The sequence below is a fragment of the Acinetobacter indicus genome, from assembly GCF_009914475.1.
GTDB classification, from domain to species: domain Bacteria; phylum Pseudomonadota; class Gammaproteobacteria; order Pseudomonadales; family Moraxellaceae; genus Acinetobacter; species Acinetobacter indicus.
The window spans coordinates 2,894,599-2,914,525 of the sequence record NZ_CP045198.1 but is presented as its reverse complement, the minus strand read 5'-3'; the positions used below and the strand labels follow the sequence as shown (position 1 = coordinate 2,914,525).

General features: G+C 47.6%; 22 protein-coding genes and 3 tRNA genes. 16 read left to right on the top strand and 9 right to left on the bottom strand.

From position 1 onward, the window contains the following. The first annotated feature begins 152 nt into the window (after window positions 1-152). The 4 genes from GA693_RS14300 (at window position 153) to GA693_RS14285 (ending at window position 2,446) form a co-directional block, all read left to right on the top strand. Window positions 153-1,994: a long-chain-acyl-CoA synthetase gene (locus GA693_RS14300; protein WP_016659608.1), complete on the top strand. Its 1,842-nt coding sequence runs from the start codon at window positions 153-155 to the stop codon at window positions 1,992-1,994. Window positions 1,995-2,124: 130 nt separating this feature from the next. Next, a tRNA-Lys gene (locus GA693_RS14295) sits at window positions 2,125-2,200 on the top strand. A 20-nt stretch (window positions 2,201-2,220) separates the two neighbouring features. Beyond that, window positions 2,221-2,296: transfer RNA gene (locus tag GA693_RS14290), tRNA-Lys, on the top strand. A gap of 74 nt (window positions 2,297-2,370) precedes the next feature. Continuing rightward, window positions 2,371-2,446, top strand: a tRNA-Lys gene (locus GA693_RS14285). 125 nt (window positions 2,447-2,571) lie between these two features. Here the strand turns inward: GA693_RS14285 and GA693_RS14280 are convergent. After that, window positions 2,572-3,168, bottom strand: coding sequence for a hypothetical protein (locus GA693_RS14280; RefSeq protein WP_228718931.1), 597 nt, complete (start codon window positions 3,166-3,168; stop codon window positions 2,572-2,574). A 288-nt stretch (window positions 3,169-3,456) separates the two neighbouring features. On the opposite strand from GA693_RS14280, the gene GA693_RS14275 reads away from it, so the two are divergent. Further along, window positions 3,457-3,723: a PspC domain-containing protein gene (locus GA693_RS14275; RefSeq protein WP_005181954.1), complete on the top strand. Its 267-nt coding sequence runs from the start codon at window positions 3,457-3,459 to the stop codon at window positions 3,721-3,723. A gap of 68 nt (window positions 3,724-3,791) precedes the next feature. On the opposite strand, the gene GA693_RS14270 is transcribed toward GA693_RS14275, so the two are convergent. Continuing rightward, window positions 3,792-4,922, bottom strand: coding sequence for an HPP family protein (locus GA693_RS14270; protein ID WP_005181952.1), 1,131 nt, complete (start codon window positions 4,920-4,922; stop codon window positions 3,792-3,794). A 480-nt stretch (window positions 4,923-5,402) separates the two neighbouring features. On the opposite strand from GA693_RS14270, the gene glyQ reads away from it, so the two are divergent. From glyQ to GA693_RS14235, 7 genes are all read left to right on the top strand, one after another. Next, window positions 5,403-6,392 carry a glycine--tRNA ligase subunit alpha gene (gene glyQ, locus GA693_RS14265; RefSeq protein WP_005181950.1) on the top strand — a complete coding sequence of 330 codons (990 nt, stop codon included), beginning with the start codon at window positions 5,403-5,405 and terminating at the stop codon, window positions 6,390-6,392. Then, window positions 6,392-8,461 carry a glycine--tRNA ligase subunit beta gene (gene glyS, locus GA693_RS14260; RefSeq protein ID WP_160241651.1) on the top strand — a complete coding sequence of 690 codons (2,070 nt, stop codon included), beginning with the start codon at window positions 6,392-6,394 and terminating at the stop codon, window positions 8,459-8,461. Before glyQ ends, glyS begins: the two co-directional genes overlap by 1 nt. Window positions 8,462-8,463: 2 nt before the next feature. Next, the gene (locus GA693_RS14255; protein ID WP_034598129.1) at window positions 8,464-9,057 is read left to right on the top strand and encodes a DUF6036 family nucleotidyltransferase; all 594 of its coding nucleotides are present in this window, start codon (window positions 8,464-8,466) and stop codon (window positions 9,055-9,057) included. A 4-nt stretch (window positions 9,058-9,061) separates the two neighbouring features. After that, entirely contained in the window at window positions 9,062-9,451 is a 390-nt protein-coding gene (locus GA693_RS14250; protein ID WP_005181943.1) for a hypothetical protein, read from the top strand. Between the two features lie 108 nt (window positions 9,452-9,559). Then, window positions 9,560-9,949, top strand: coding sequence for a hypothetical protein (locus tag GA693_RS14245; RefSeq protein WP_005181941.1), 390 nt, complete (start codon window positions 9,560-9,562; stop codon window positions 9,947-9,949). A gap of 290 nt (window positions 9,950-10,239) precedes the next feature. Then, window positions 10,240-10,764 carry a hypothetical protein gene (locus GA693_RS14240; protein WP_160241652.1) on the top strand — a complete coding sequence of 175 codons (525 nt, stop codon included), beginning with the start codon at window positions 10,240-10,242 and terminating at the stop codon, window positions 10,762-10,764. Window positions 10,765-10,968: 204 nt separating this feature from the next. Beyond that, window positions 10,969-11,394 carry a hypothetical protein gene (locus GA693_RS14235; protein ID WP_104470692.1) on the top strand — a complete coding sequence of 142 codons (426 nt, stop codon included), beginning with the start codon at window positions 10,969-10,971 and terminating at the stop codon, window positions 11,392-11,394. Window positions 11,395-11,492: 98 nt separating this feature from the next. Here the strand turns inward: GA693_RS14235 and GA693_RS14230 are convergent, their stop codons facing one another. The 3 genes from GA693_RS14230 to GA693_RS14220 form a co-directional block, all read right to left on the bottom strand. After that, entirely contained in the window at window positions 11,493-12,449 is a 957-nt protein-coding gene (locus GA693_RS14230) for a 2-hydroxyacid dehydrogenase (RefSeq protein WP_160241653.1), read from the bottom strand. Between the two features lie 100 nt (window positions 12,450-12,549). Beyond that, window positions 12,550-12,747, bottom strand: a complete 198-nt coding sequence (locus GA693_RS14225) for a hypothetical protein (protein ID WP_160241654.1) — start codon at window positions 12,745-12,747, stop codon at window positions 12,550-12,552. A 100-nt stretch (window positions 12,748-12,847) separates the two neighbouring features. Next, window positions 12,848-14,122, bottom strand: a complete 1,275-nt coding sequence (locus GA693_RS14220) for a hypothetical protein (RefSeq protein ID WP_160241655.1) — start codon at window positions 14,120-14,122, stop codon at window positions 12,848-12,850. Window positions 14,123-14,243: 121 nt separating this feature from the next. Between GA693_RS14220 and GA693_RS14215 the strand changes: the two genes are divergently transcribed. Both GA693_RS14215 and GA693_RS14210 read left to right on the top strand, forming a co-directional pair. Continuing rightward, a complete protein-coding gene (locus tag GA693_RS14215; RefSeq protein WP_034598303.1) occupies window positions 14,244-15,026 on the top strand; it encodes a class I SAM-dependent methyltransferase in 783 nt (260 codons plus the stop codon). A gap of 13 nt (window positions 15,027-15,039) precedes the next feature. Then, complete coding sequence (locus GA693_RS14210; RefSeq protein ID WP_160241656.1) at window positions 15,040-15,588, top strand: hypothetical protein; 549 nt, start codon at window positions 15,040-15,042, stop codon at window positions 15,586-15,588. A 63-nt stretch (window positions 15,589-15,651) separates the two neighbouring features. Here the strand turns inward: GA693_RS14210 and GA693_RS14205 are convergent, their stop codons facing one another. Continuing rightward, window positions 15,652-16,854: a TIGR03862 family flavoprotein gene (locus tag GA693_RS14205; protein ID WP_160241657.1), complete on the bottom strand. Its 1,203-nt coding sequence runs from the start codon at window positions 16,852-16,854 to the stop codon at window positions 15,652-15,654. Between the two features lie 2 nt (window positions 16,855-16,856). Continuing rightward, a complete protein-coding gene (locus tag GA693_RS14200) occupies window positions 16,857-17,507 on the bottom strand; it encodes a class I SAM-dependent methyltransferase (protein WP_171293274.1) in 651 nt (216 codons plus the stop codon). An 84-nt stretch (window positions 17,508-17,591) separates the two neighbouring features. On the opposite strand from GA693_RS14200, the gene GA693_RS14195 reads away from it, so the two are divergent. Together GA693_RS14195 and GA693_RS14190 are read left to right on the top strand one after the other, a co-directional pair. Next, entirely contained in the window at window positions 17,592-17,765 is a 174-nt protein-coding gene (locus GA693_RS14195) for a DNA gyrase inhibitor YacG (RefSeq protein ID WP_005181919.1), read from the top strand. A 181-nt stretch (window positions 17,766-17,946) separates the two neighbouring features. Continuing rightward, on the top strand, window positions 17,947-18,126 hold the full coding sequence (locus tag GA693_RS14190) for a hypothetical protein (RefSeq protein ID WP_005181916.1): 180 nt from the start codon (window positions 17,947-17,949) through the stop codon (window positions 18,124-18,126). A 69-nt stretch (window positions 18,127-18,195) separates the two neighbouring features. On the opposite strand, the gene GA693_RS14185 is transcribed toward GA693_RS14190, so the two are convergent. Together GA693_RS14185 and hemH are read right to left on the bottom strand one after the other, a co-directional pair. Then, a complete protein-coding gene (locus GA693_RS14185; protein ID WP_016659619.1) occupies window positions 18,196-18,840 on the bottom strand; it encodes an MBL fold metallo-hydrolase in 645 nt (214 codons plus the stop codon). 3 nt (window positions 18,841-18,843) lie between these two features. Then, a complete protein-coding gene (gene hemH / locus GA693_RS14180) occupies window positions 18,844-19,872 on the bottom strand; it encodes a ferrochelatase (protein WP_016659620.1) in 1,029 nt (342 codons plus the stop codon). Window positions 19,873-19,927 lie beyond the last annotated feature (55 nt).

Here is a 19,927-nt window from a genome sequence, read left to right as displayed (position 1 = left end):
AATAAAAAAATCCAGTCATTTCGGTGGCTGGATTTTTTTTGTTAATTTGTCAGATTAGGTTGATTACACTACAACGAAACGATTAAAACCTTAAAGTGCAATATTCATGCGCTAGAACTACAGATTGGATGTCGAGAATAAATAGGATTCATATGAGCCATACAACACAACATGATCTTATTGGTCTGGCCGATGTCGCCGCCAAAATTCCAAAGTTTATCGGCAAAGTCCCGAATCTTATTCAGGGTCTGAGTCAAGCCTATTTACGAACGCCATCCACCCCTGCCGGTCTGGGCATTGCCTTTGAAAAAGCGGTCAAACGTAATCCGCATGGTCTGGCTTTAATGTTTGAAGAGCAGCGCTTTAGCTACAAAGCCCTGAATGAATGGGCCAACCAGATTGCCCACTATTATCTGTCACAAGGCGCACGCAAAGGCGATGTGATTGCGGTAATGCTGGAAAACCGCCCGGAACTGATCGCGACTGTCATCGGTCTGGCCAAAATTGGCGTCACCATTGCACTGGTAAACACCTCACAGGTCGGCAAGGTGCTGACCCATAGCATCAATCTGGTCAAACCGGTCGCGCTAATTGTTGGCGAAGAATGCCGTGCTGCGGTAGAGGAGATTCGTCAGGCGCTGGATTTACCGGCAGATCGTCTGGACTGGTTTGCCGATCAGGAAACCCAGCGCGATGCCGGCAAAGCTCCGAACGGCTTTAATAATCTGGCCGAAAAGATCGACCATTTCCCGAAATTCAATCCGCCGACCACACATTCGGTCCAGGGCAAAGACGGCCTGTTTTATATCTATACCTCGGGAACCACCGGCCTGCCGAAAGCCGTGGTGTTCACCCATAGCCGCTGGACCCTGGCTTACGGCACCTATGGCCATGTGCTAAATCTGAATCCAAAAGATGTCATGTATGTGACCCTGCCGCTGTATCACGCCACCGGTATTGTGGTGTGCTGGTGTGGGGTAATTGCCGGTAGTGCAACCCTGGCAATTCGACGTAAATATTCCACCTCCAGCTTCTGGAAAGATGTACAGAAATTTAATGCCTCCGCCATTGGTTATGTCGGCGAGCTGTGCCGCTACCTGATGGATGCACCGCCATCTGCGCTGGATCAGGACCATCGTGTTACCAAAATGATTGGGAACGGTATGCGCCCGAACATTTGGAACAAGTTTAAACAGCGCTTTGGGATTGAAGAAATTCTGGAGCTGTATGCCTCCAGTGAAGGCAATGTTGGCTTTAGCAACATCTTTAACTTTGACAATACCGTTGGCTTTTCTCCAACCCCCTATGCGATTGTGGCTTTCGATAAAGAAAAAAATGAACCGGTCCGGGATGCGCGCGGCTGGTGCCAGAAAGTCAAAAAAGGTGAAGTTGGTTTATTGATTGGCAAAATTACCCGCCGTTCGCCGTTTGATGGCTATACTGATCCGGAAAAAAACAAGGCGGTGATTTTAAAAGGCGTTTTCCAGCGTGGCGATCAATACTTTAATACCGGTGATCTGGTACGAAATATCGGCTTCCGTCATGCCCAGTTTGTTGACCGCCTCGGGGATACCTTCCGCTGGAAAGGCGAGAATGTCTCCACCACCGAAGTGGAAAATATACTCTGTGATTATGACAAAATTGCCGAAGCGGTGGTCTACGGCGTAGAAATTCCAGAAACCAATGGTCGGGCCGGAATGGCGGCCATTACCTTAAATGCCGATGCAACACTGGATGAACATGACCTGCAGCAGATGGTGAGCCAGTTTAAACAGGCCCTGCCCGGCTATGCGGTTCCCGTATTTTTACGGATTCAGGCCCAGGTTGAAACCACCGGCACTTTTAAATATCAGAAAAACAAGCTCAAAGAACAGGCATTTAATCCGGCAGCTACCACGGATCGTTTGCTGGTGTTGCTGCCCGGTGCAGCGGCTTATACTGATCTAACCCCGGAAATTTTCGAGCAGATTCAAACCTATCAATACCGCTTCTAAGCCCAAAGTTGTCTATTTTTTGATTCCCTAGCATGAATTTGTTTCATTTATAATCAAACATAGACAACTTTTTTATTTTTTACTTGCGCTCAAACGAGATCTTGCTACAATACGCTCCATCAAATGATATGGGTCGTTAGCTCAGTTGGTAGAGCAGCGGACTTTTAATCCGTTGGTCCCGCGTTCGAGTCGCGGACGACCCACCACTCATTTGAAAGCCTAAGATGGGTCGTTAGCTCAGTTGGTAGAGCAGCGGACTTTTAATCCGTTGGTCCCGCGTTCGAGTCGCGGACGACCCACCATCTTTCCTTAGGAACTCTGCAAAAACTCCAGTTCTTGCATCTTAAAAAATAAGCAGCTTATTTTTTATTCCTCAGGGTCGTTAGCTCAGTTGGTAGAGCAGCGGACTTTTAATCCGTTGGTCCCGCGTTCGAGTCGCGGACGACCCACCATTTATCTTCCAGAATAAATATCTTCGCTTCCCTACTCTGCATTGCACATTTATATGCTGGGCTGCATCGTATCTGCGCTACAACCTCAATATTAATGTGGATGAAAGAACGCTCAATCTGCTTTTTTAATCGGCCGACTTTTCCAGATAATAAGCATGTGCCGGTAAAGGATTACGGGAAAAATACTGCTGATTTACCGTCGATACTGTGGCAATTTTTTCTAAATCCATGCGTAGATTCTGCGTGTCATCAATATCATAAAAAATTTCCACCCCATTACTGCGATGCACAATAATCTGGTGCGTGGTTTCATCATACATCCAGTAATCCAGATGATAATTCATTTGTGCACCGGCCATGACCCGGCCCAGATAGACGATGGAACGATGTGCGGTGCCATCGGGCAATAAAGTCAGAATAAAATCGACTGTACCGGTCTCACATTTGACATAGGCATCTTCACAGCTAATTTTTACCTGATACCGGCCGACATAGGCCAAGGCCGCTTCCGGCACCACGGCTTTATCGGCATCTTTTGCAGATGGAAATACCGGTTGGCCAGCCACTTCACTCAGGCGTTTACTTGGCACATCTTCCGTCACCTGCAGGTCTGCCACGGGTGTAAACGGCTGTGCCTCCTCTCCTTCTTGACTGTTAAACGTCGGGTCACAAGCGGCCAAAGACAGGCAACAGATTCCCCATAACCATTTCGAACAATGCACAGCCAATATGGTGTCTCCCGGGTATCAATAAAAATAGCCACCGTATGCCTTTGCATCAGGTTGATGGGCTCACAGCGAAGCTATTGAAATTATATGAATTTTCACCCAAATCTACAGTTTTTGTAGACCTGTTTCAAGATTTTAAAGCGCAATATTTATACCGTGTCATTTTATTTACATAAATTAACGATTTATAGCGCATTGACCCTTTAAAAACGGAAATAGGTCGCCAATTTTATTTTATGAGTTGTTGATTGACTCACCATTTTATTTTTTAAGGAGACCTCAATGGCCAATGTTGGTTTATACCGCTCTAACCGCTCAAACATGATTGCAGGTGTAATGGGTGGTATTGCTGAACGTTTTGGTTGGAATGCAAATTTACTCCGCATTATTTTTGTGTTGGTATCCATTATGAGTGCCGCCTTCCCGGGTATTCTGGTGTACTTGGTACTGTGGCTGGTGATGCCGAAAAAGAAAGCTGAAATTGAACACGTGAATGGCTATCGCAATCCGGTACGTACCATTCATGAAGATCAGAACAGTTACCGTTAATCTTCATTTTTCTTGCACAGTTTAAAGCTACGGTGGACCCCTATTACCGTAGCTTCTTTTTTCTGGCTTTAACTTTCCGTAGTTTTGCTGCGTAGCCAGATCAGACGCTGGTTCATGGCGGCAATCATATCGGCGCGGCTAATAATCCCGACCAGCTGCTGCTGTTCCACCACTGGAATATAGTTAAACGAACGTTCCACAAAATACGGGACCAGATCGGCAATACTCTGATGTGGTTTTACCGTCACCACCTTGCGGTTCATAATGTGTTTGACCTGATGCTGCCATGACATCCGCACATCGGTAGCATGTTTAAACCATTCCACCACTTCATACAGTGCCAATGTGCCGACCAGTTGCTGCTCGGCATTTACCACCGGCAAGCTCATTAAATTGACCTGCTTGAACTTGTCCAGCGCGAGCTGGATATCATCATCCTGCTGCAAGGTAATCACATCATGGGTCATGATATCTTCACAGCGCCATTCCTGCACGTTTTCATCCTGCATACGCGCATTGGCCTGATATTGCGCTTCCAGAATAATTTTCTGCAAATCGTATTCACTAATGTCCAGCAGCTCGGTCTGATGCTCCAGTACATGATGAATATCTTGCGGCTGAATGGTGACTTTCTGGGTCGGGGTCGGGTCTTGCGAACGCAGATTCAGCTGGGCCTTGTGCGGATATTGCTTGCCGGTCAGTCGGTTAAACATCATCGCCACCAGCAGCAATAACAGCGAATTTAACAGCACCGGATAAAAGATAAATAAATAGCCCAGTTCACTGACCGCCTCACCGCCCAATACCGCAGTAATTGCCACTGCACCACTCGGTGGATGCAGCGAATCAGTCGACATCATTAAAATAATAGATAAGGCCACCGCCACACTAAAGGCTTCGGTCAGATTCGGAATATACAGCGCACAAGTCACACCAATAATGCCGGCAATAGTATTGCCAATCACCATATTCCACGGCTGTGCCAGCGGACTGGCCGGCACCGCAAACAGCAATACTGACGACGCACCCATCGGCGCGATATACCAGGCATTAATATCGCCCAGAATCCATAAGCTGATCAGTGAAGATAAACTTAAGCCCAGCAAAGCACCCAATCCGCACAACAGACGTTCTTTCAGCGGCAGTAATTTGAAATTGGGTTTTAAGATTTCTAACCATTCAGATTGCGGATGAAACACGGGAATCCTTTGTGATTTTGGCGACGGCCGCCATTATAAAATGAAGCAGCTTATAAGATGTATTCATTCTATATCTTATAATTATGAATTTTTCTGTTGAGATGTATATCAGTATAGGCACACTGAATCATCCTCTTTTTAGAAAAAATTGATAAGCTCTTCATTTTAAAAACATCGTTTTTGCGTACACACCGTTCAGCGCAGATGATTGCGCTGTATACACCAGATGAAACCGATCTTTGAGAAAAATGACTGAAATGACAATGCTGGGTTTTCCCCGAATCCTACAGACCAAAATCCGGTTTTTGTGGATAGACGGATCAATCTAACGCCGGTTTCTCTACTGATTTTTTACGACGATTTTTCGGTTAGGCTTCGCTTCCTGATCAAAGCGCCAGCATTGTATGGATAACCTTTGCTACCTCCCGCCAAAATCCTTATAATTGAGCACAATTTTTCTCTAATTTTAAGTGGATGACCATGAGTCGCGCCATATCGCATATTGATACTTTCCAAGGCTTAATTCTTGCCTTACAAAATTACTGGGCGGAGCAAGGCTGCGTCGTGTTGCAGCCTTACGACATGGAAATGGGTGCAGGAACATTCCACACTGCGACCTTCCTTCGCGCACTGGGTCCTGAAACCTGGAATGCCGCTTATGTGCAACCATCACGTCGTCCGAAAGATGGCCGTTATGGTGAAAACCCGAACCGTTTGCAACACTACTACCAGTTCCAGGTGGTATTAAAGCCAAACCCGGACAACATCCAGCAGTTATATCTGGATTCTTTAAAAGCCATCGGGATTGATCCTTTGGTTCACGACATCCGTTTTGTCGAAGATAACTGGGAATCACCAACACTCGGTGCTTGGGGCTTAGGTTGGGAAGTCTGGCTGAATGGTATGGAAGTGACGCAATTCACTTACTTCCAGCAAGTCGGTGGGGTTGAATGTTATCCGGTCACCGGTGAAATCACTTACGGTTTAGAACGTCTGGCGATGTATCTGCAAGGGGTCGACTCTGTGTATGACCTTGTTTGGACTAAAGGTCAGTTCGGTACGGTCACCTATGGCGATGTATTCCATCAAAATGAAGTAGAACAATCGACCTATAACTTTGAATATGCGCCAGTCGACAAACTGTTTGAACTGTTCGATTTTTACGAAGCAGAAGCCTCTCGTTTGATGGAAGCAAAACTGCCACTTCCTGCTTATGAGCAAGTGGTCAAAGCATCACACAGCTTTAACTTGCTCGATGCGCGTGGTGCAATTTCTGTGACTGAGCGTCAGCGCTACATTTTACGTGTCCGTACATTGGCGCGTGCCATTGCACAAAGCTACGTGGCCGCACGTGCAGAGCTTGGTTTCCCAATGGCGGAACCGCACTTACGTGATGAAGTTCTGGCACAGTTAAAAGCACAGGTTGAGGCGGAAGCCGCGCAAGCAGAAAAATCAGCGGAGAGCAAATAATGTCTAAACATACTGTTTTATTTGAACTTGGCTGTGAAGAACTTCCACCAAAAAGCCTGAAAAAATTACGTGATGCGTTACAGGCAGAAACGGTTAAAGGCTTAAAAGATGCAGGTCTGGCTTTCGATTCAATCGAAGCTTATGCTGCACCACGTCGTTTGGCGCTTAAAATCGTCAATGTAGATGGCGCGCAAGCCGATACACAAAAACGTTTTGACGGCCCTGCTGTGCAAGCAGCATATGATGCAGAAGGCAAGCCAACCAAAGCGCTTGAAGGCTTTATGCGTGGCCAAGGCATTACGGTTGATCAGGTTTCGACATTCCAGGCCGGTAAAGTTGAAAAAGTTTGCTACTTAAAAGATGTCAAAGGCCAAAGCCTGGATGCGCTGTTACCGCAAATTTTACAAAATGCCTTGGACAACCTGCCAATTGCAAAACGCATGCGTTCTGCAGCCAGCCGTACCGAATTCGTACGTCCTGTGAAATGGGTAGTGTTGCTGAAAGACAATGACGTGGTTGATGCCACCATTCAAGATCACAAAGCTGGTAACGTGACGTATGGTCACCGTTTCCATGCGCCTGAAGCAATCACTTTAACGCATGCTGATGAATACTTAAGCAAGCTTAAAGCAGCTTACGTTGTGGCGTCTTTTGAAGAGCGTCAAGCCATCATCGACCAACAAGTGAAAGCACTTGCTGATGAAGTGAATGCCATTGCGATTGTGCCTGCAGATCTTCGTGACGAAGTAACAGCTCTTGTAGAATGGCCTGTTGCACTTCGTGCAAGCTTTGAAGAACGCTTCCTTGCTGTTCCTCAAGAAGCGCTTATTACGACCATGCAGGACAACCAAAAGTACTTCTGCCTGGTGAATAGCGATAATAAACTGCAACCGTACTTCATTACGGTGTCAAACATCGAGTCGAAAGATCCGTCACAAATTATTGAAGGTAACGAGAAAGTCGTTCGTCCACGTTTGTCGGATGCTGAATTCTTCTTCCTGCAAGACCAAAAACAACCGCTTGCTTCTCGTAAAGAGAAATTGGCAAACATGGTCTTCCAGGCAGAATTGGGTACGCTTTGGAACAAATCTGAACGTATTGCCAAACTTGCTGTTGCGCTTGCGCCAATTACAGGTGCAAATGCGGCTGACGCTGAAAAAGCTGCCCTGCTGGCAAAATGTGACTTAACCTCTGAGCTTGTGGGTGAATTCCCAGAACTTCAAGGCATCGCGGGAACTTACTATGCACGTCTTGAAGGCGAAAATGATGAAGTGGCTGAAGCACTTGGCGAGCAGTACTTGCCTAAATTTGCAGGTGATGTTTTACCGAAAACCAAAACAGGTACAACCATTGCGCTTGCAGACCGCTTAGATACGCTCACCGGTATTTTCGGTATTGGTCAAGCGCCTACAGGTTCGAAAGACCCGTTTGCCCTGCGTCGTTCTGCAATTGGTATCTTACGTCTAGTGACTGAAAACGAGCTTGATGTTTCAATCGAAGATTTGATCAAACTTGCTTTAGCTGCGTATGGCGATGTACTCAAAGATCACGACAAGACTTTAAACGATGCAGCTGCATTCTTAGAAGGTCGTTACCGTGCCAAATACGAAGACCAAGGCGTTGCTGTTGACGTGATTCAAGCGGTTCAAGCGTTGTCACCAAAATCACCACTTGATTTTGACAAACGTGTCAATGCGGTAAATCACTTCCGTGCATTGCCTGAAGCTGCTGCCCTTGCTGCTGCGAACAAACGTGTTGCCAATATTCTTGCCAAAGAAGCGGCACCAGCTGGCGAAGTGGTTGAAGCAAACTTGGTTGAAGATGCTGAAAAAGCATTGTTCGCTGAACTTGCGAAAATCACACCAATGGTTGAGCCATTATTTGCTGCTAAAGACTACACTGCTGCGCTCTCTGCACTTGCTGCACTTCGTGCGCCTGTTGATGCATTCTTTGACGGTGTAATGGTGATGGCTGACGATGCTGAATTAAAAACAAACCGTTTACGCTTGCTTGCTCAGCTTCGCGCCTTATTTACCAAAGTGGCGGATATTTCGGTGCTTCAACACTAAAGATGAGTATTTATAACGACTCACCTATCACCCTTGCAATCCTCAAGCTCTTTCAAGAGCTTGAGGATTGGATTTCAATGAATCATCAATATCTTCCTCATGGTGCCGTTAAGGCATTTATTTTTGGTGGCTGTGCGTTTCACATCCACACCAATGCTCGAGGTAGCAATGATATTGATGCTGAAATCCAATCGATCAGCCAATTAAAAAAAGAAGATATTTTCTTATTTCTAGAAAATAATGATATTGAATATCTGGATCATAATAATCTTGAAACAAATTTAGAATTTGACAGTGGATTTAATACCAGCCTTGCCTCCATCGATCCTGATTACAGGGAACGAGTTATCCCCTTAACCGCTGAAAGTATCGTAGAGGTCTATCTCGTATCTGGCGTAGATTTGGCTGTTTCTAAATTGGCACGCTTATCTGACAGAGACATCGAAGATATTCAAGCGTTATATGCAAGAAACAAGTTTTCGCTTGAGCAGTTCAAAGAAATAGCAAATAATGCTAAAGACTATTACGTTACACCTGAGCAATTAGATTCTAATATTCAATATATGATTTCGCTTCTTTCAGACCTGGGAGATTGACACCATGAATCAGTTGGAATTTGAGCATGCTTTAAAAGCACTGTTAAAGCAGCCATTGAATTCTGCAACATTCGAGCAGGTTAAACCCGTTGCTGAAGCATTATTATATTCAGAACTACTACCTGCTGTGAGTTCCAGTTTAAACCCCTTAGAAAAGCGCCGACTGTTTTTTCTATTAGAAAAATTCCGCAGATACTCATGCTCAAGTGTTTCTAGACGCCAACAACTTAAAGCACTCTCCCAAGCCTTGAATGTCGTTCCATTGCCGAGCACTCATGATACAAGAAGATTAGTTGACCCTCTGGCAAAACGTGTAGGCCTCAATGAAGATTTAAATCATTTAAAACCTCAATTACTGACCTTACAAACACGCCACTACTCACTTTACAGTTAATTCTCTCCTCCTTCTCTTAAGTACTACTATTCTATAGGTCATACCTATAGGCTTTTCCTTCCATATTCCCTATACTCAAACTGAAAACACTCAACAAGAAAGAAGCTTATGAAACTTAAAACTTTAATTTTATCTGGTCTAACTTGCCTTTCTCTGGGTGCATGTACCTCTGCGCCAGTCATTCCACAACTACAAGCGGGGGTATTACAAGAAGTCCAAAATCTTGAGGTCTATCCAGACACCACGCATAACTCGGCCAAACTGACCAAGTTTATTGATAAATGCGTGATTGAATTTAGAGGGCAGCTCAAAGCCGGCCGCTCAATTGAACAATGGGCATTTAAAGGCAACACCCTCATTTCAGCCGGTTCAGCTACCTTTGCCCAAGATGGCACCAGCACCGCCCATAATTTTGACCTGCATGATGCCACGGTACAGAAAAACTTCCTGACCCTGCGCGATCATTTCCATAAAGATGCCCTGGCGCAATGTAACTAAAAATTCAAGCATCATGCCTGCAAAAGGTATGGTGCTTTTCCACATTTCCTAGAAAAAATAAAAATAACCCGAAAAATAAATAGATTTTTCATCATTCAAATTATATCTGCTATACCAACTGGTATAAGACTTCGCAGCCAATCCCCGGTGTACAAAAATGCCTGAATTGTTAAGCAGTTGTAGCAAGATTGTGGATGTTTTTGCATAAAGCATATCGGCGCATATTTTTCTCCTTAAGATAGGCACCGCTCACAGCATTGCGTCTGTGGCACACATGCAAGGAAAATCCTATGAAGAAAACTCTCACAACAATATTCATGAGCAGCGCCCTACTCGCGACATCTTCACTGTATGCCGCGCCCGCACTTCAGGCCAATGTCAACGCATCGGCAGATGTGCAGACGCCACAGGCTGGTGGACTTTTAAATAATGTAGTGCAAGGTACGCAGCAGACCTTACACAGCGCAGGCGAGCATGTCGGTCAAGGATTACATAGCGTAAAAACCACGACCCAGAACACCTGGCAAAACACCAAACAGTTCAGCAATGAAAAAGCCGAAGCCGGCAAAGAAAAAGCCGCAGATTTAAAACAGGCGGCCTATGAACGCTCAAGCGAACTGAAACAGTCTGCCGCCAAGAAAGCCGCAGCAGCCCGTGAACATGCCGCAGATCGTACGGAAAAAACCAAAAACAGCCTGAAACAGAAATCGGCACAGGTACAATTGCACAGCAATGCGCAGGTTGATGTCGATACGCCTGTGGCCAAAGCCAAAGTCAGCAGTAAAACCCATACCGCGGTTGGCGCTGCACAATAATCAAAATGAGAGAACCAAGCCTGCAACCCTGCGGGCTTTTTTAATTTTGTGGTTGAGTTTCAAGACAATTCAGCAGATGCTCAACACAGTAACAGGAATCTTCATGATTTCTTCATGCCTTCAGTTTAGGCTTAGGCTTTCCATTCTCTTTTAGCAGGGGTCATGATTATGCATAAAATGAAATCCGTATTGGCTGTTGGCCTTATGCTCATGGGCACTGCAGTCTGGGCACAAACTCCACCAGCAGAAGCGAATAGCAGCACCAAGCTCCAAGCCCCGATTCAGCCGTATGCCGATAATCCGAATTTACTGCATGTCTGGGCCTATAAAGCACAGCAAGGTGTTTTAAACGCGGCAGATCGGGTTGGTGAAGTGGCAGAAAAAGGTGTGCAAAAAGTACGGCCTTCGGTGCATCAGGCCTGGGAAAATACCAAAACCTTAACCAGCAACACCACGCAACAGGCCAACCAGAAAATTCAGGACACCAAAGAAGCTTTAGGCGGCGCACCGCAACAGCCGGTACCAATTGTACAGGGCAGCTTGAGTCAGCCAGATACCGCTCAACCGGCGGCATCAGTACCTGCTGAAACCGGTTCAGGGGCCACCAGCTATGCCGTGACCGAACTTTAAGACGGGAGTGAGCGAGAGCCTCATCATCACTCGCCTTTTCATTCCACCCAAAAATACGGACCTGAATGCGTCCGTATTTTTTATTGCTTGATATCTGCTTAATTGACCTGACGGATCGGTTGGCCCTGCTGAAACGCGATCACGTTTTCTACCATTTGCTGCACAATCCGCTGCCGCGCATCTACACTGCCCCATGCACTATGCGGGGTTAAAATTAAATTGGGAATAGCTGAGTCTAACAGGATATTGCCCTGCTTGGGTGGCTCGACACTCAGCACATCCATCGCCGCACCGGCAATTTGTCCGGACTGTAAGGCTTCGGCCAGCGCCGCTTCATTGACAATACCGCCGCGGGCACAGTTAACTAAAAACGCGCTATGTTTCATGGCAGCAAACTCAGCCGGCCCGATTAAATCCCGGGTATCTTCGGTCAGTGGACAATGCAGGCTTAAAAAATCTACCTGCGGTAACAGCTCGGCAAAAGGCACCCGCGACGCAGATTGTGGCCGGTTGGCGAGAGCAGCAATTTTGACCTGCATGCCGAAGGCTTCGGCTAGCTTGGCCACTGCCTGCCCCAACTCACCATAACCGACAATGCCCAGCGTTTTTCCAGCCAGCTCGACAATTGGATAATCCAGCAGACAGAACTGGCTAGAACGCTGCCACTGGCCCTGTTGCACCGCCTGATGATAACGCACAAAAGAAGTAGCCAGATTTAACATCAGCATTAAGGTATGTTGCGCCACTGCGGCCGTGCCATAACCCTGACAGTTACACACCACCACACCCTGGCGGCGTGCCTGTTCCAAATCGACATTATTGGTACCGGTGGCTGAAATCAGGATCAGTTTAAGCTGCGGGCATTGCTGTAATGTCGCGGCATCCAGCAAGACTTTATTGCTGATAATCACCTCGGCAGATTGCACCCGTGGCAGCAGCTCTGCAGGCGAAGTGGTTGGATACAGCGTTAACTGCTGCTGAAAGACAGCGTTTAAGTCTTCTAGCTGTAAATCATCCTGATCCAGCGAGGCAAAATCCAGAAATATGGCGTTCATGTGGTGCATCCTCTCATCATGGCGTGAAGAAATTAAAGCACACTTGTAGCGCTGCGCGTCAGTTCAAAAATGGGATGCCCACAAAAAAACGCCCATGAGTTCATGGGCGCTTGCTGTGATAATTGCGTAAAGAAAAGCGGATTTGCCGAATGACATAAATGGTTAAAGCCAATACCAATAACAGGCCACTGCCGAACACCATATAGGCTGAATAATGCACCGTTTGTGCCGAAGCCACCGACGGAACAGCCCAACCCAGCAGGCTCAGTACCACAACAGACAGAGATCGAATGGTCATAACACTACCCTACTTTTATCCACTGGTTGTTTTACATCCATCTTCATCTTAGCCTGAATATAAAATAAAACAAGGACTTCGGGGTCAGTGCAGTTTTGGCTTACAGCACCACTTCGGGCTGGGTCACAAATTTGGCACTTTCCGGGCTATCATCGACAAATTCATTGCCGCCAAATTCATCACTACTTAAATTCAGCTGTTTATAACTCAGCACATAATAATCGCTGTATTTTTTAATCACGATGGGGTGCATACCGGCGCTGAGCTCATCCTGTTCCTGAAACAGTTTCATGACCTGACGATCATTCATGGCCACAATATAACGCTGGTCATTCAGCCAGATTTGTACCAGTCCATTGCCCTTGGCATAAATCGGAATCAGGAATTTATGGTTTAAGGCCACAGCACTGGCAGCATAGCTTTCGATCTTCTGGCTAATGACATTAAATACCAGCCCATGGCCAAAACAGTCCATCAGCTGGCGGCGGCTTTCCTGCGGCAGGTTAAACTGAATCCCGAGTTTATGCAGGTCATGCTGATCGACCTGTTTATTGCTGAGCAGCGAGCGAATCAGGTTCTGCTTGAGCTTGACATCAAAAAAGCCGCTGTCCAGTTGCAGTTCGTTATTTTTCAGGATTTGCCCCAGCGCATGTTTGTGCCGTGGCAACAGGTTTTCAATCAGCTTGCGATAGTAGAACTTGCTGTTCTTTTTGACCTGACGCATCTTCTGGTAAAAATGTGCCGGATCAAAAGGATGGCTAAGAAAATCATTGAGCAAATCGGAACTGGCCAGCACCGCAATCGCATCATGTCCGGTAAACGGTAAATGCAGGGTCTGCAGCGAAGGCAGTACCGCCTGCAGTTTTAAATACTGGGCGCGGTCTTCGGCATAGTGCGGATCATAAATCACGATATATTCGCGCTCAGCCGAAACATCTTGGGGCTGAATACGCATGTCAGCATTGTGCTGCGGATGGAAGAACATATTGTAGCGCGTGTCCAGAATATCTTCCGGATCAATCGAATATTGCGGCACCAGTGCCACCACACGTTGCAAATCAAGCAGGTTGGAATATTTGATGGCCGCATAACCACCCATCGAACCGCCATAGCCAATACGCTGCTGAAACGGCGCAATGGTGGCGGCAATTTCATTCAGCATCGCGCGCATCGACTGTTCGGGAAACCAGGATTTCTCCTTTGGCATGATGCCAACCACATTATAGCCGTGTTTGCTCAATGACTTTTCAGCATTAATGGTCAGGCCTTTGGCGCGGGTAATTAAATCGCCAAAAGAAAAAATCAGCGCCTCTGAATGACCGGGCATCCAGATGACGCGGATATGATCGTCTTCAAAAATTATGTGTTTATCCATTCCCACACCAGAGCTGCACAGCCCTCTATCAAGATTCAAAATAACAAATAGACCGTATGCCGACGACTAAAAAGCGAATATGTTATTTTATAGATGCCCGGCAGATAAAAAAGCGCAAAATATGACACAATTCCTCCATCCTGCAGCAGAACAAGGCTTTTCCACAGCCGCCAAACTTTATCAACAGGTCCGACCAAGTTATCCACAAGCGCTGGTTGCATGGTTAAAAAACCAGCTCAAATCTGATGCCGCACCGGTCTGTGTCGACCTGGGTGCCGGTACCGGTAAATTCCTGCCGATTCTGCAACAGCTTAGCCCGCATGTGATTGCTGTTGAGCCAGTGGCCGAAATGCTGGCACAACTGCAGCAACACTATCCTGATGTGCAAAGCATTCAAGCCTATAGTCATGCCCTGCCACTGCCTGATGCCAGTGTCGATGCCGTCTGCTGCGCGCAGTCCTTTCACTGGTTTGCCAATCTTGAAACCCTGAACGAAATTTACCGGGTGCTGAAACCGGGTGGTCAGCTATTGCTGATCTGGAATCAGCGTGACACCCGCATCGACTGGGTCAAGGCACTGGCCGAGCATATAGCACCGCTGGAAGGTGATACCCCGCGTTTTCATAGCGGCCAATGGCGACAGGTCTTTTCGGCTGCAACCGGCTTTAACGCTAACGCAGAAGCTACTTTTCAGCAATGGCAAAGCGGTACAGTTGAACAGGTGGTGTCAAAACGCCTGCTTTCTACCAGTTTTATTGCCGCGCTGCCTGAACATCAGCAACAGCAGCTGAAACAGCAGTTCGAGCAGATGGTGCTGCAATATACAGGCAAACAGCCGCAGCAACAAATTGACTTTCCCTACCTCACCCATGTGTATAGCTTTACAAAAATTACAGAACAATAAGGATGAACCTGTCATGTCCAATCTGATCAAACCTTTATCTCTGGCCTGTCTGCTTGGCAGTGCACTGCTGCTGAGTGCCTGCGAGCGTAATCCGTCACCAGAACCGAAGCAGGAATTAAGCGCCGAAGATCAGGTGCTGCAAGAACTGAAAAGTGAGCCGGTGCGCGACTTCCCGAAAACCGAGCAGGACTTGCATGACCTGCAGTTGTTAACCGACTATGAACAGCGTTTTGGCCAGATGAGTGAAGACATGGAAGCCGAACTGATGCAAATGCAGCAGCAAGGTACGCTGGATGATGGCTTTGCACGAAGCCGGCAAGGTGACAATATCCAGTCGGCTCTGAATATGCTGAAAGAACTGGATTTAAAGACCGAACAAGGCCGCTATATTCAGGGCCTGATGTATGAATATTGGGATCATCAGGCCCAGCTGCATGCCCAGCAACCAGCTTCAGCTGCATCGGAGAGTGCACCAGACAGCGTTAAAGGTCTGGGGAAATTTATTCATGCCCAAGAGCAATTAGAACACTGGCGCGACCAGTATCCACAGCTCGACCAATAAATAACATCTATCATTTCAGGGCCTAAATAGCCCTGATCTTTACAGGGAGAATGCCGGTGAGTTTTACTGCCCTGTAGCGAGATAGCTATGCACGCCTTCCCCAGCTGCCCGTCCGGTGGCAAAACAGGCCGTGAGCAAATAGCCGCCGGTGGGTGCATCCCAGTCCAGCATTTCACCGCAGCAAAATACTGCCGGATGATCCTTCAGCTGTAACTGCGGGCTGAAGGCACTGCGCTTGATTCCGCCGGCACAGCTAATCGCTTCTTCAATCGGGCGAAAACCCGTTAATTCAATCCGCAGCTGTTTCACCTGTGCCGCCAGCGCCTCCGGCTGATGCCATAAGCTTTTATCGACCAGTTCACGCAGCAGACTGCTTTTGGCTGCATCTAAACCGGCTTTACGCCAGACATTGCTAAGCGACTGCTTTTTACTGGGGTGTAATTTTTTGGCCAGCTGCGCCTGGGACTGCTCGGGCAGTAAATCCAGAAACAGCACCATGCGCTGCTGCTGTTTCAGCTGTGCACGTAAGGCCCGGCCCTGCTTATAAATCAGGCCGCCTTCCAGTCCATAATGGGTCAGGACAATATCGCCGATACTGCGCGTATGCGGTTCTACCCAGGCCTCAACCCGTTTTAAAGGCTGACCAAACACTGGCTGCATAAAGCTGGACCACGGATATTCCACCCCGGCATTGCTGGCCTGAAATGGTTCAATCTGCTCTGGACGGAGCCAGTCCTGCCAGGCACCATCACTGCCTAATTGCGACCACGACAGCGCACCACAAGCCAGCACAATCGCATCAAATGCTTCACTGCGCAGTTGCCCATGTTTTAAGTCCAGAATCTGCAGCTGTTGCTGCTCAAGGCCTTTGACCTGCTGGCGGTAATGAAACTGCACCCCATTATCCGCCAGTCGTTTTAACCAGGCCCGTAATAGCGGTGCAGCTTTCATCTCCACCGGAAATATCCGCCCGGATGAACCGACATAAGAGCGAATGCCCAAGCCTGCCATCCAGTCCTGAATCCAGCCAGCATCCCAGCGCTGAATCCACGGCGCCAGCCAGTCGGCCTGATCATAACGCTGAATAAACTGCGGCACTGCTTCGGCATGGGAAATATTTAACCCGGTTTTTCCGGCCATTAAAAACTTGCGTGCTGCCGAAGGCTTCTGCTCATAGACATGCAGGTTATAGCCATACTGGCTGAGCACCTCAGCCGCCATCAAGCCGGCCGGGCCTGCCCCGATAATGGCAATCCGCTTGGACATGCTTATTCTTCCACTGCCTGCGCTGGCGACTGGCCCTGAAGCGGCTGAAAATCGTCAAAACGGGTACGATAACCCTCCGGTTTGCGAATAATCAGTTGCTGGCACAATTCACCGCGCTGCAAATATTTAATTTCAAAATGGGTCCGGGCAGAATCGGCGGCAATCCGCTGTTTCTCAAACGGTAGTTTCCATAGCGCCAATAATTGCTGTTCAGCTTCGGCAATATATTCAGGGATATTACTGGCCAGGGTAATCTGTCCATTCGGTTGCAAACGTGACAGCAAAAACTCAAAAAATGGCATGTTCAGCCAGCGCTGGGCCGGATTATGCGGCTCCGGATTCGGATATAAAATAAAGCACTGCTCGACTTGCGCCGGATATAGCGCATGTACAATCCACGGTAAGGCATCGGCATGGACTGGCTGCAGATTGGCATGCGGTTCTAATCCATGCTGCTTTTGCATGGCCAGAAACTTTTCCCGGGTGCGCTCAATCGCATACAGGGTTTGCTCAGGATGTTGCCCACTGAACAACAGCGCGTGCTTGCCTTTGCCTGCACCGATTTCCACACAGACAGGAGTATTGGCAATGGCTTGAAAGTCACGCGGAGCATGCATACGCTGGGCTTGAAATTGACGAATGGGCATAATCAGATCAAACTTATAAAAAACCGCACAAGTCTATCAAGTGCAGCTGTTTTTGCCTAATCTAATCCGGGATTTTATCAGGAGACCCGCATGCCACGTACATTCCCTTGCCCACGTTGTGGTGAACCTTCTGTCTGGGAAGGCAATGAATTTCGCCCTTTCTGTTCCGAGCGTTGCAAGCTGATTGATTTGGGCGCCTGGGCCAGTGATGAATATCGCCTGCCGACTCAGGATGCACCCTCGGTAGATAACCCGGAAGACTAAAATGAGTTACGCGGTTTTACAAAAAGCCGCTTTTACTGGAAAGGTGTAATAAAAATCCTACACATTTAAAACTTCTTTGCGCAAACAGCGCACACATTTAAAAATTTTACTGCAAAACGTTACCCTATTCGCATTCGGTTCTTTTTTAAATGGCCTCGAGATTCTAATTATCGAGCCCTGTATGCCCACGCTCCTGAAAATTCTTTTTTTCGCCTTTCTGCTTGCCGCAATCTTAATGCTGGCGGTCGGTTTATATAGTCAGGATACGCTGCTGATTGGGGTGGCGGTATTATTTGCCTTAATGGCCTGGCTGGTTGGCATGGAAGCGAAAAAACAGCTGAATGACCCGTTTCGCAAATAAATGGCAATCAAAACGGCGCAATAAAAAAGTCAGCACTGTGCTGACTTTGGTTAGGGTGAAATTTGCAGATTAACCGGCCTGCCCCGCCACAAAAGGATTGTGCTGTTTTTCAAAACCAATGGTACTGATCGGACCATGCCCTGAAATAAACTGGGTTTCATCGGGCAGGCTAAAACATTCACGCTGGATTGAATCCAGTAATTGCTGATGATTCCCACGCGGGAAATCTGTCCGGCCAATCGAGCCTTTAAACAGCACATCACCAGTCCAGAGCAAACCGTAATTGGCATTATAGAACATCACATGACCTGGGGTATGTCCCGGTGCAAAACGCACTTCAAACTGTTCATTGCCGAGCTGCAGCTGCTCACCACCTTCCAGCCACTGATCCACCTCGACCTTTTCAGGAATCGGGAAACCATAACGCGCCGATACTTCCTGAATCATATCCAGCCAGAATGCATCTTCCTTATGCGGGCCAATGACCGGCACATTCCAGCGTTTTTTTAAGGCACCGACAGCACCGGCATGATCCAGATGACCATGAGTTAACCATAAGGCTTTCACAGTTAAGCCCAGTGCTTCGACTTCTGCCTGCAGCTTGTCCGGTTCACCGCCCGCATCAATCAAAATGGCGTCTTTGCTTTCTGCATCCCAGACGATGGAACAGTTTTGGGCAAATGCCGTGACCGGCACAATTTTGACTTGTAACATGGGTTAAGCGTCCTGTTGAAAATGGGCAAAAGTCTGTTTCAGCGCATCCAGATTAGCCTGAAGCAAGGCATTCAGCAATTGTAAATGATCGTCCCGCTGGTTGAGCGCCGGAATATAGGCATAGTGTTCCCCGCCCGCCTGCTGAAAAATCTCGGCATTTTGTATCGCCAGTTCTTCCAGGGTTTCCAGACAGTCGGCAGAAAATGCCGGACTCATGATCTGAACCGATTTGACTCCCTGCTTGCCCCATTCTTCGAGCAGTACATCGGTATAGGGCTTGACCCATTCCTGCTTGCCAAAACGTGACTGGAAGCTGATCGCCCATTGATCCTCATTTAAACCCAGCGCCTGCGCCACCAGTTGAGCGGTTGTGCGACTGCGCTCGGCATACGGGTCGCCTTTATCGGCATACGGCTGTGGAATACCGTGAAATGACATCAGCAGTTTTTCCGCCGGACCATGCTCGGCCTGAAATTCACGCACACTCTGCGCCAAAGCCTGAATATACAAAGGATGCTGATAATAATCGCGGATAATGCTCAGCCCCGGCAAATTGCGCTGCTGCGGAATCCATTTGGCTATAGCATCATACAGTGGTGCGGTGGAGGTTGCGGAATATTGTGGGAATAACGGCAGGACAAGGAGATGATCTTGCGGCTGCTGGGCCAGCTTTGCCAGCAAAGCGTCGATGCCCGGGTTGCCATAGGTCATGGCTGGCACAATATTCAGCTCAAATTCCGGGTAGAGTGGAGTTAAGGTCTGTCTGACGGCATCAACCTGCGCCTGCAAAATTTCGCGCATGGGCGAATCCTGATTCCAGACCATGGCATAGGCATGTGCCACGCGTTTGGGACGAAACGGTAAAATAAACAGCCTTAAAATGATTTGCCACAGCAGTTTGGGAATTTCAATCACCCGCTGATCAGACAGGAACTGTTTCAGAAAACGTCGTACCGCGGGCACAGTCGGTGCATCCGGTGTGCCCAAATTGGCCAGAATAATGGTGATTTTCGGTTTCGCAACAACAGACATTAGGCTCTCAGGAATCATCAGGGAACGCGTTTACTTTAACAGCTTTCCCGTCTGT

What these genes read in the sequence shown, in the direction of transcription:
- GA693_RS14245 (WP_005181941.1), top strand. Translation starts at nt 9,560, where the DNA reads ATGAAACTTAAAACTTTAATTTTATCTGGTCTAACTTGCCTTTCTCTG.
- GA693_RS14250 (WP_005181943.1), top strand. Translation starts at nt 9,062, where the DNA reads ATGAATCAGTTGGAATTTGAGCATGCTTTAAAAGCACTGTTAAAGCAG.
- GA693_RS14195 (WP_005181919.1), top strand. Translation starts at nt 17,592, where the DNA reads ATGCCACGTACATTCCCTTGCCCACGTTGTGGTGAACCTTCTGTCTGG.
- GA693_RS14185 (WP_016659619.1), bottom strand. Translation starts at nt 18,840, where the DNA reads ATGTTACAAGTCAAAATTGTGCCGGTCACGGCATTTGCCCAAAACTGT.
- GA693_RS14300 (WP_016659608.1), top strand. Translation starts at nt 153, where the DNA reads ATGAGCCATACAACACAACATGATCTTATTGGTCTGGCCGATGTCGCC.
- GA693_RS14190 (WP_005181916.1), top strand. Translation starts at nt 17,947, where the DNA reads ATGCCCACGCTCCTGAAAATTCTTTTTTTCGCCTTTCTGCTTGCCGCA.
- GA693_RS14205 (WP_160241657.1), bottom strand. Translation starts at nt 16,854, where the DNA reads ATGTCCAAGCGGATTGCCATTATCGGGGCAGGCCCGGCCGGCTTGATG.
- GA693_RS14230 (WP_160241653.1), bottom strand. Translation starts at nt 12,449, where the DNA reads ATGAACGCCATATTTCTGGATTTTGCCTCGCTGGATCAGGATGATTTA.
- GA693_RS14215 (WP_034598303.1), top strand. Translation starts at nt 14,244, where the DNA reads ATGACACAATTCCTCCATCCTGCAGCAGAACAAGGCTTTTCCACAGCC.
- GA693_RS14225 (WP_160241654.1), bottom strand. Translation starts at nt 12,747, where the DNA reads ATGACCATTCGATCTCTGTCTGTTGTGGTACTGAGCCTGCTGGGTTGG.
- glyS (WP_160241651.1), top strand. Translation starts at nt 6,392, where the DNA reads ATGTCTAAACATACTGTTTTATTTGAACTTGGCTGTGAAGAACTTCCA.
- GA693_RS14255 (WP_034598129.1), top strand. Translation starts at nt 8,464, where the DNA reads ATGAGTATTTATAACGACTCACCTATCACCCTTGCAATCCTCAAGCTC.
- GA693_RS14235 (WP_104470692.1), top strand. Translation starts at nt 10,969, where the DNA reads ATGCTCATGGGCACTGCAGTCTGGGCACAAACTCCACCAGCAGAAGCG.
- GA693_RS14275 (WP_005181954.1), top strand. Translation starts at nt 3,457, where the DNA reads ATGGCCAATGTTGGTTTATACCGCTCTAACCGCTCAAACATGATTGCA.
- GA693_RS14220 (WP_160241655.1), bottom strand. Translation starts at nt 14,122, where the DNA reads ATGGATAAACACATAATTTTTGAAGACGATCATATCCGCGTCATCTGG.
- GA693_RS14210 (WP_160241656.1), top strand. Translation starts at nt 15,040, where the DNA reads ATGTCCAATCTGATCAAACCTTTATCTCTGGCCTGTCTGCTTGGCAGT.
- hemH (WP_016659620.1), bottom strand. Translation starts at nt 19,872, where the DNA reads ATGTCTGTTGTTGCGAAACCGAAAATCACCATTATTCTGGCCAATTTG.
- glyQ (WP_005181950.1), top strand. Translation starts at nt 5,403, where the DNA reads ATGAGTCGCGCCATATCGCATATTGATACTTTCCAAGGCTTAATTCTT.
- GA693_RS14240 (WP_160241652.1), top strand. Translation starts at nt 10,240, where the DNA reads ATGAAGAAAACTCTCACAACAATATTCATGAGCAGCGCCCTACTCGCG.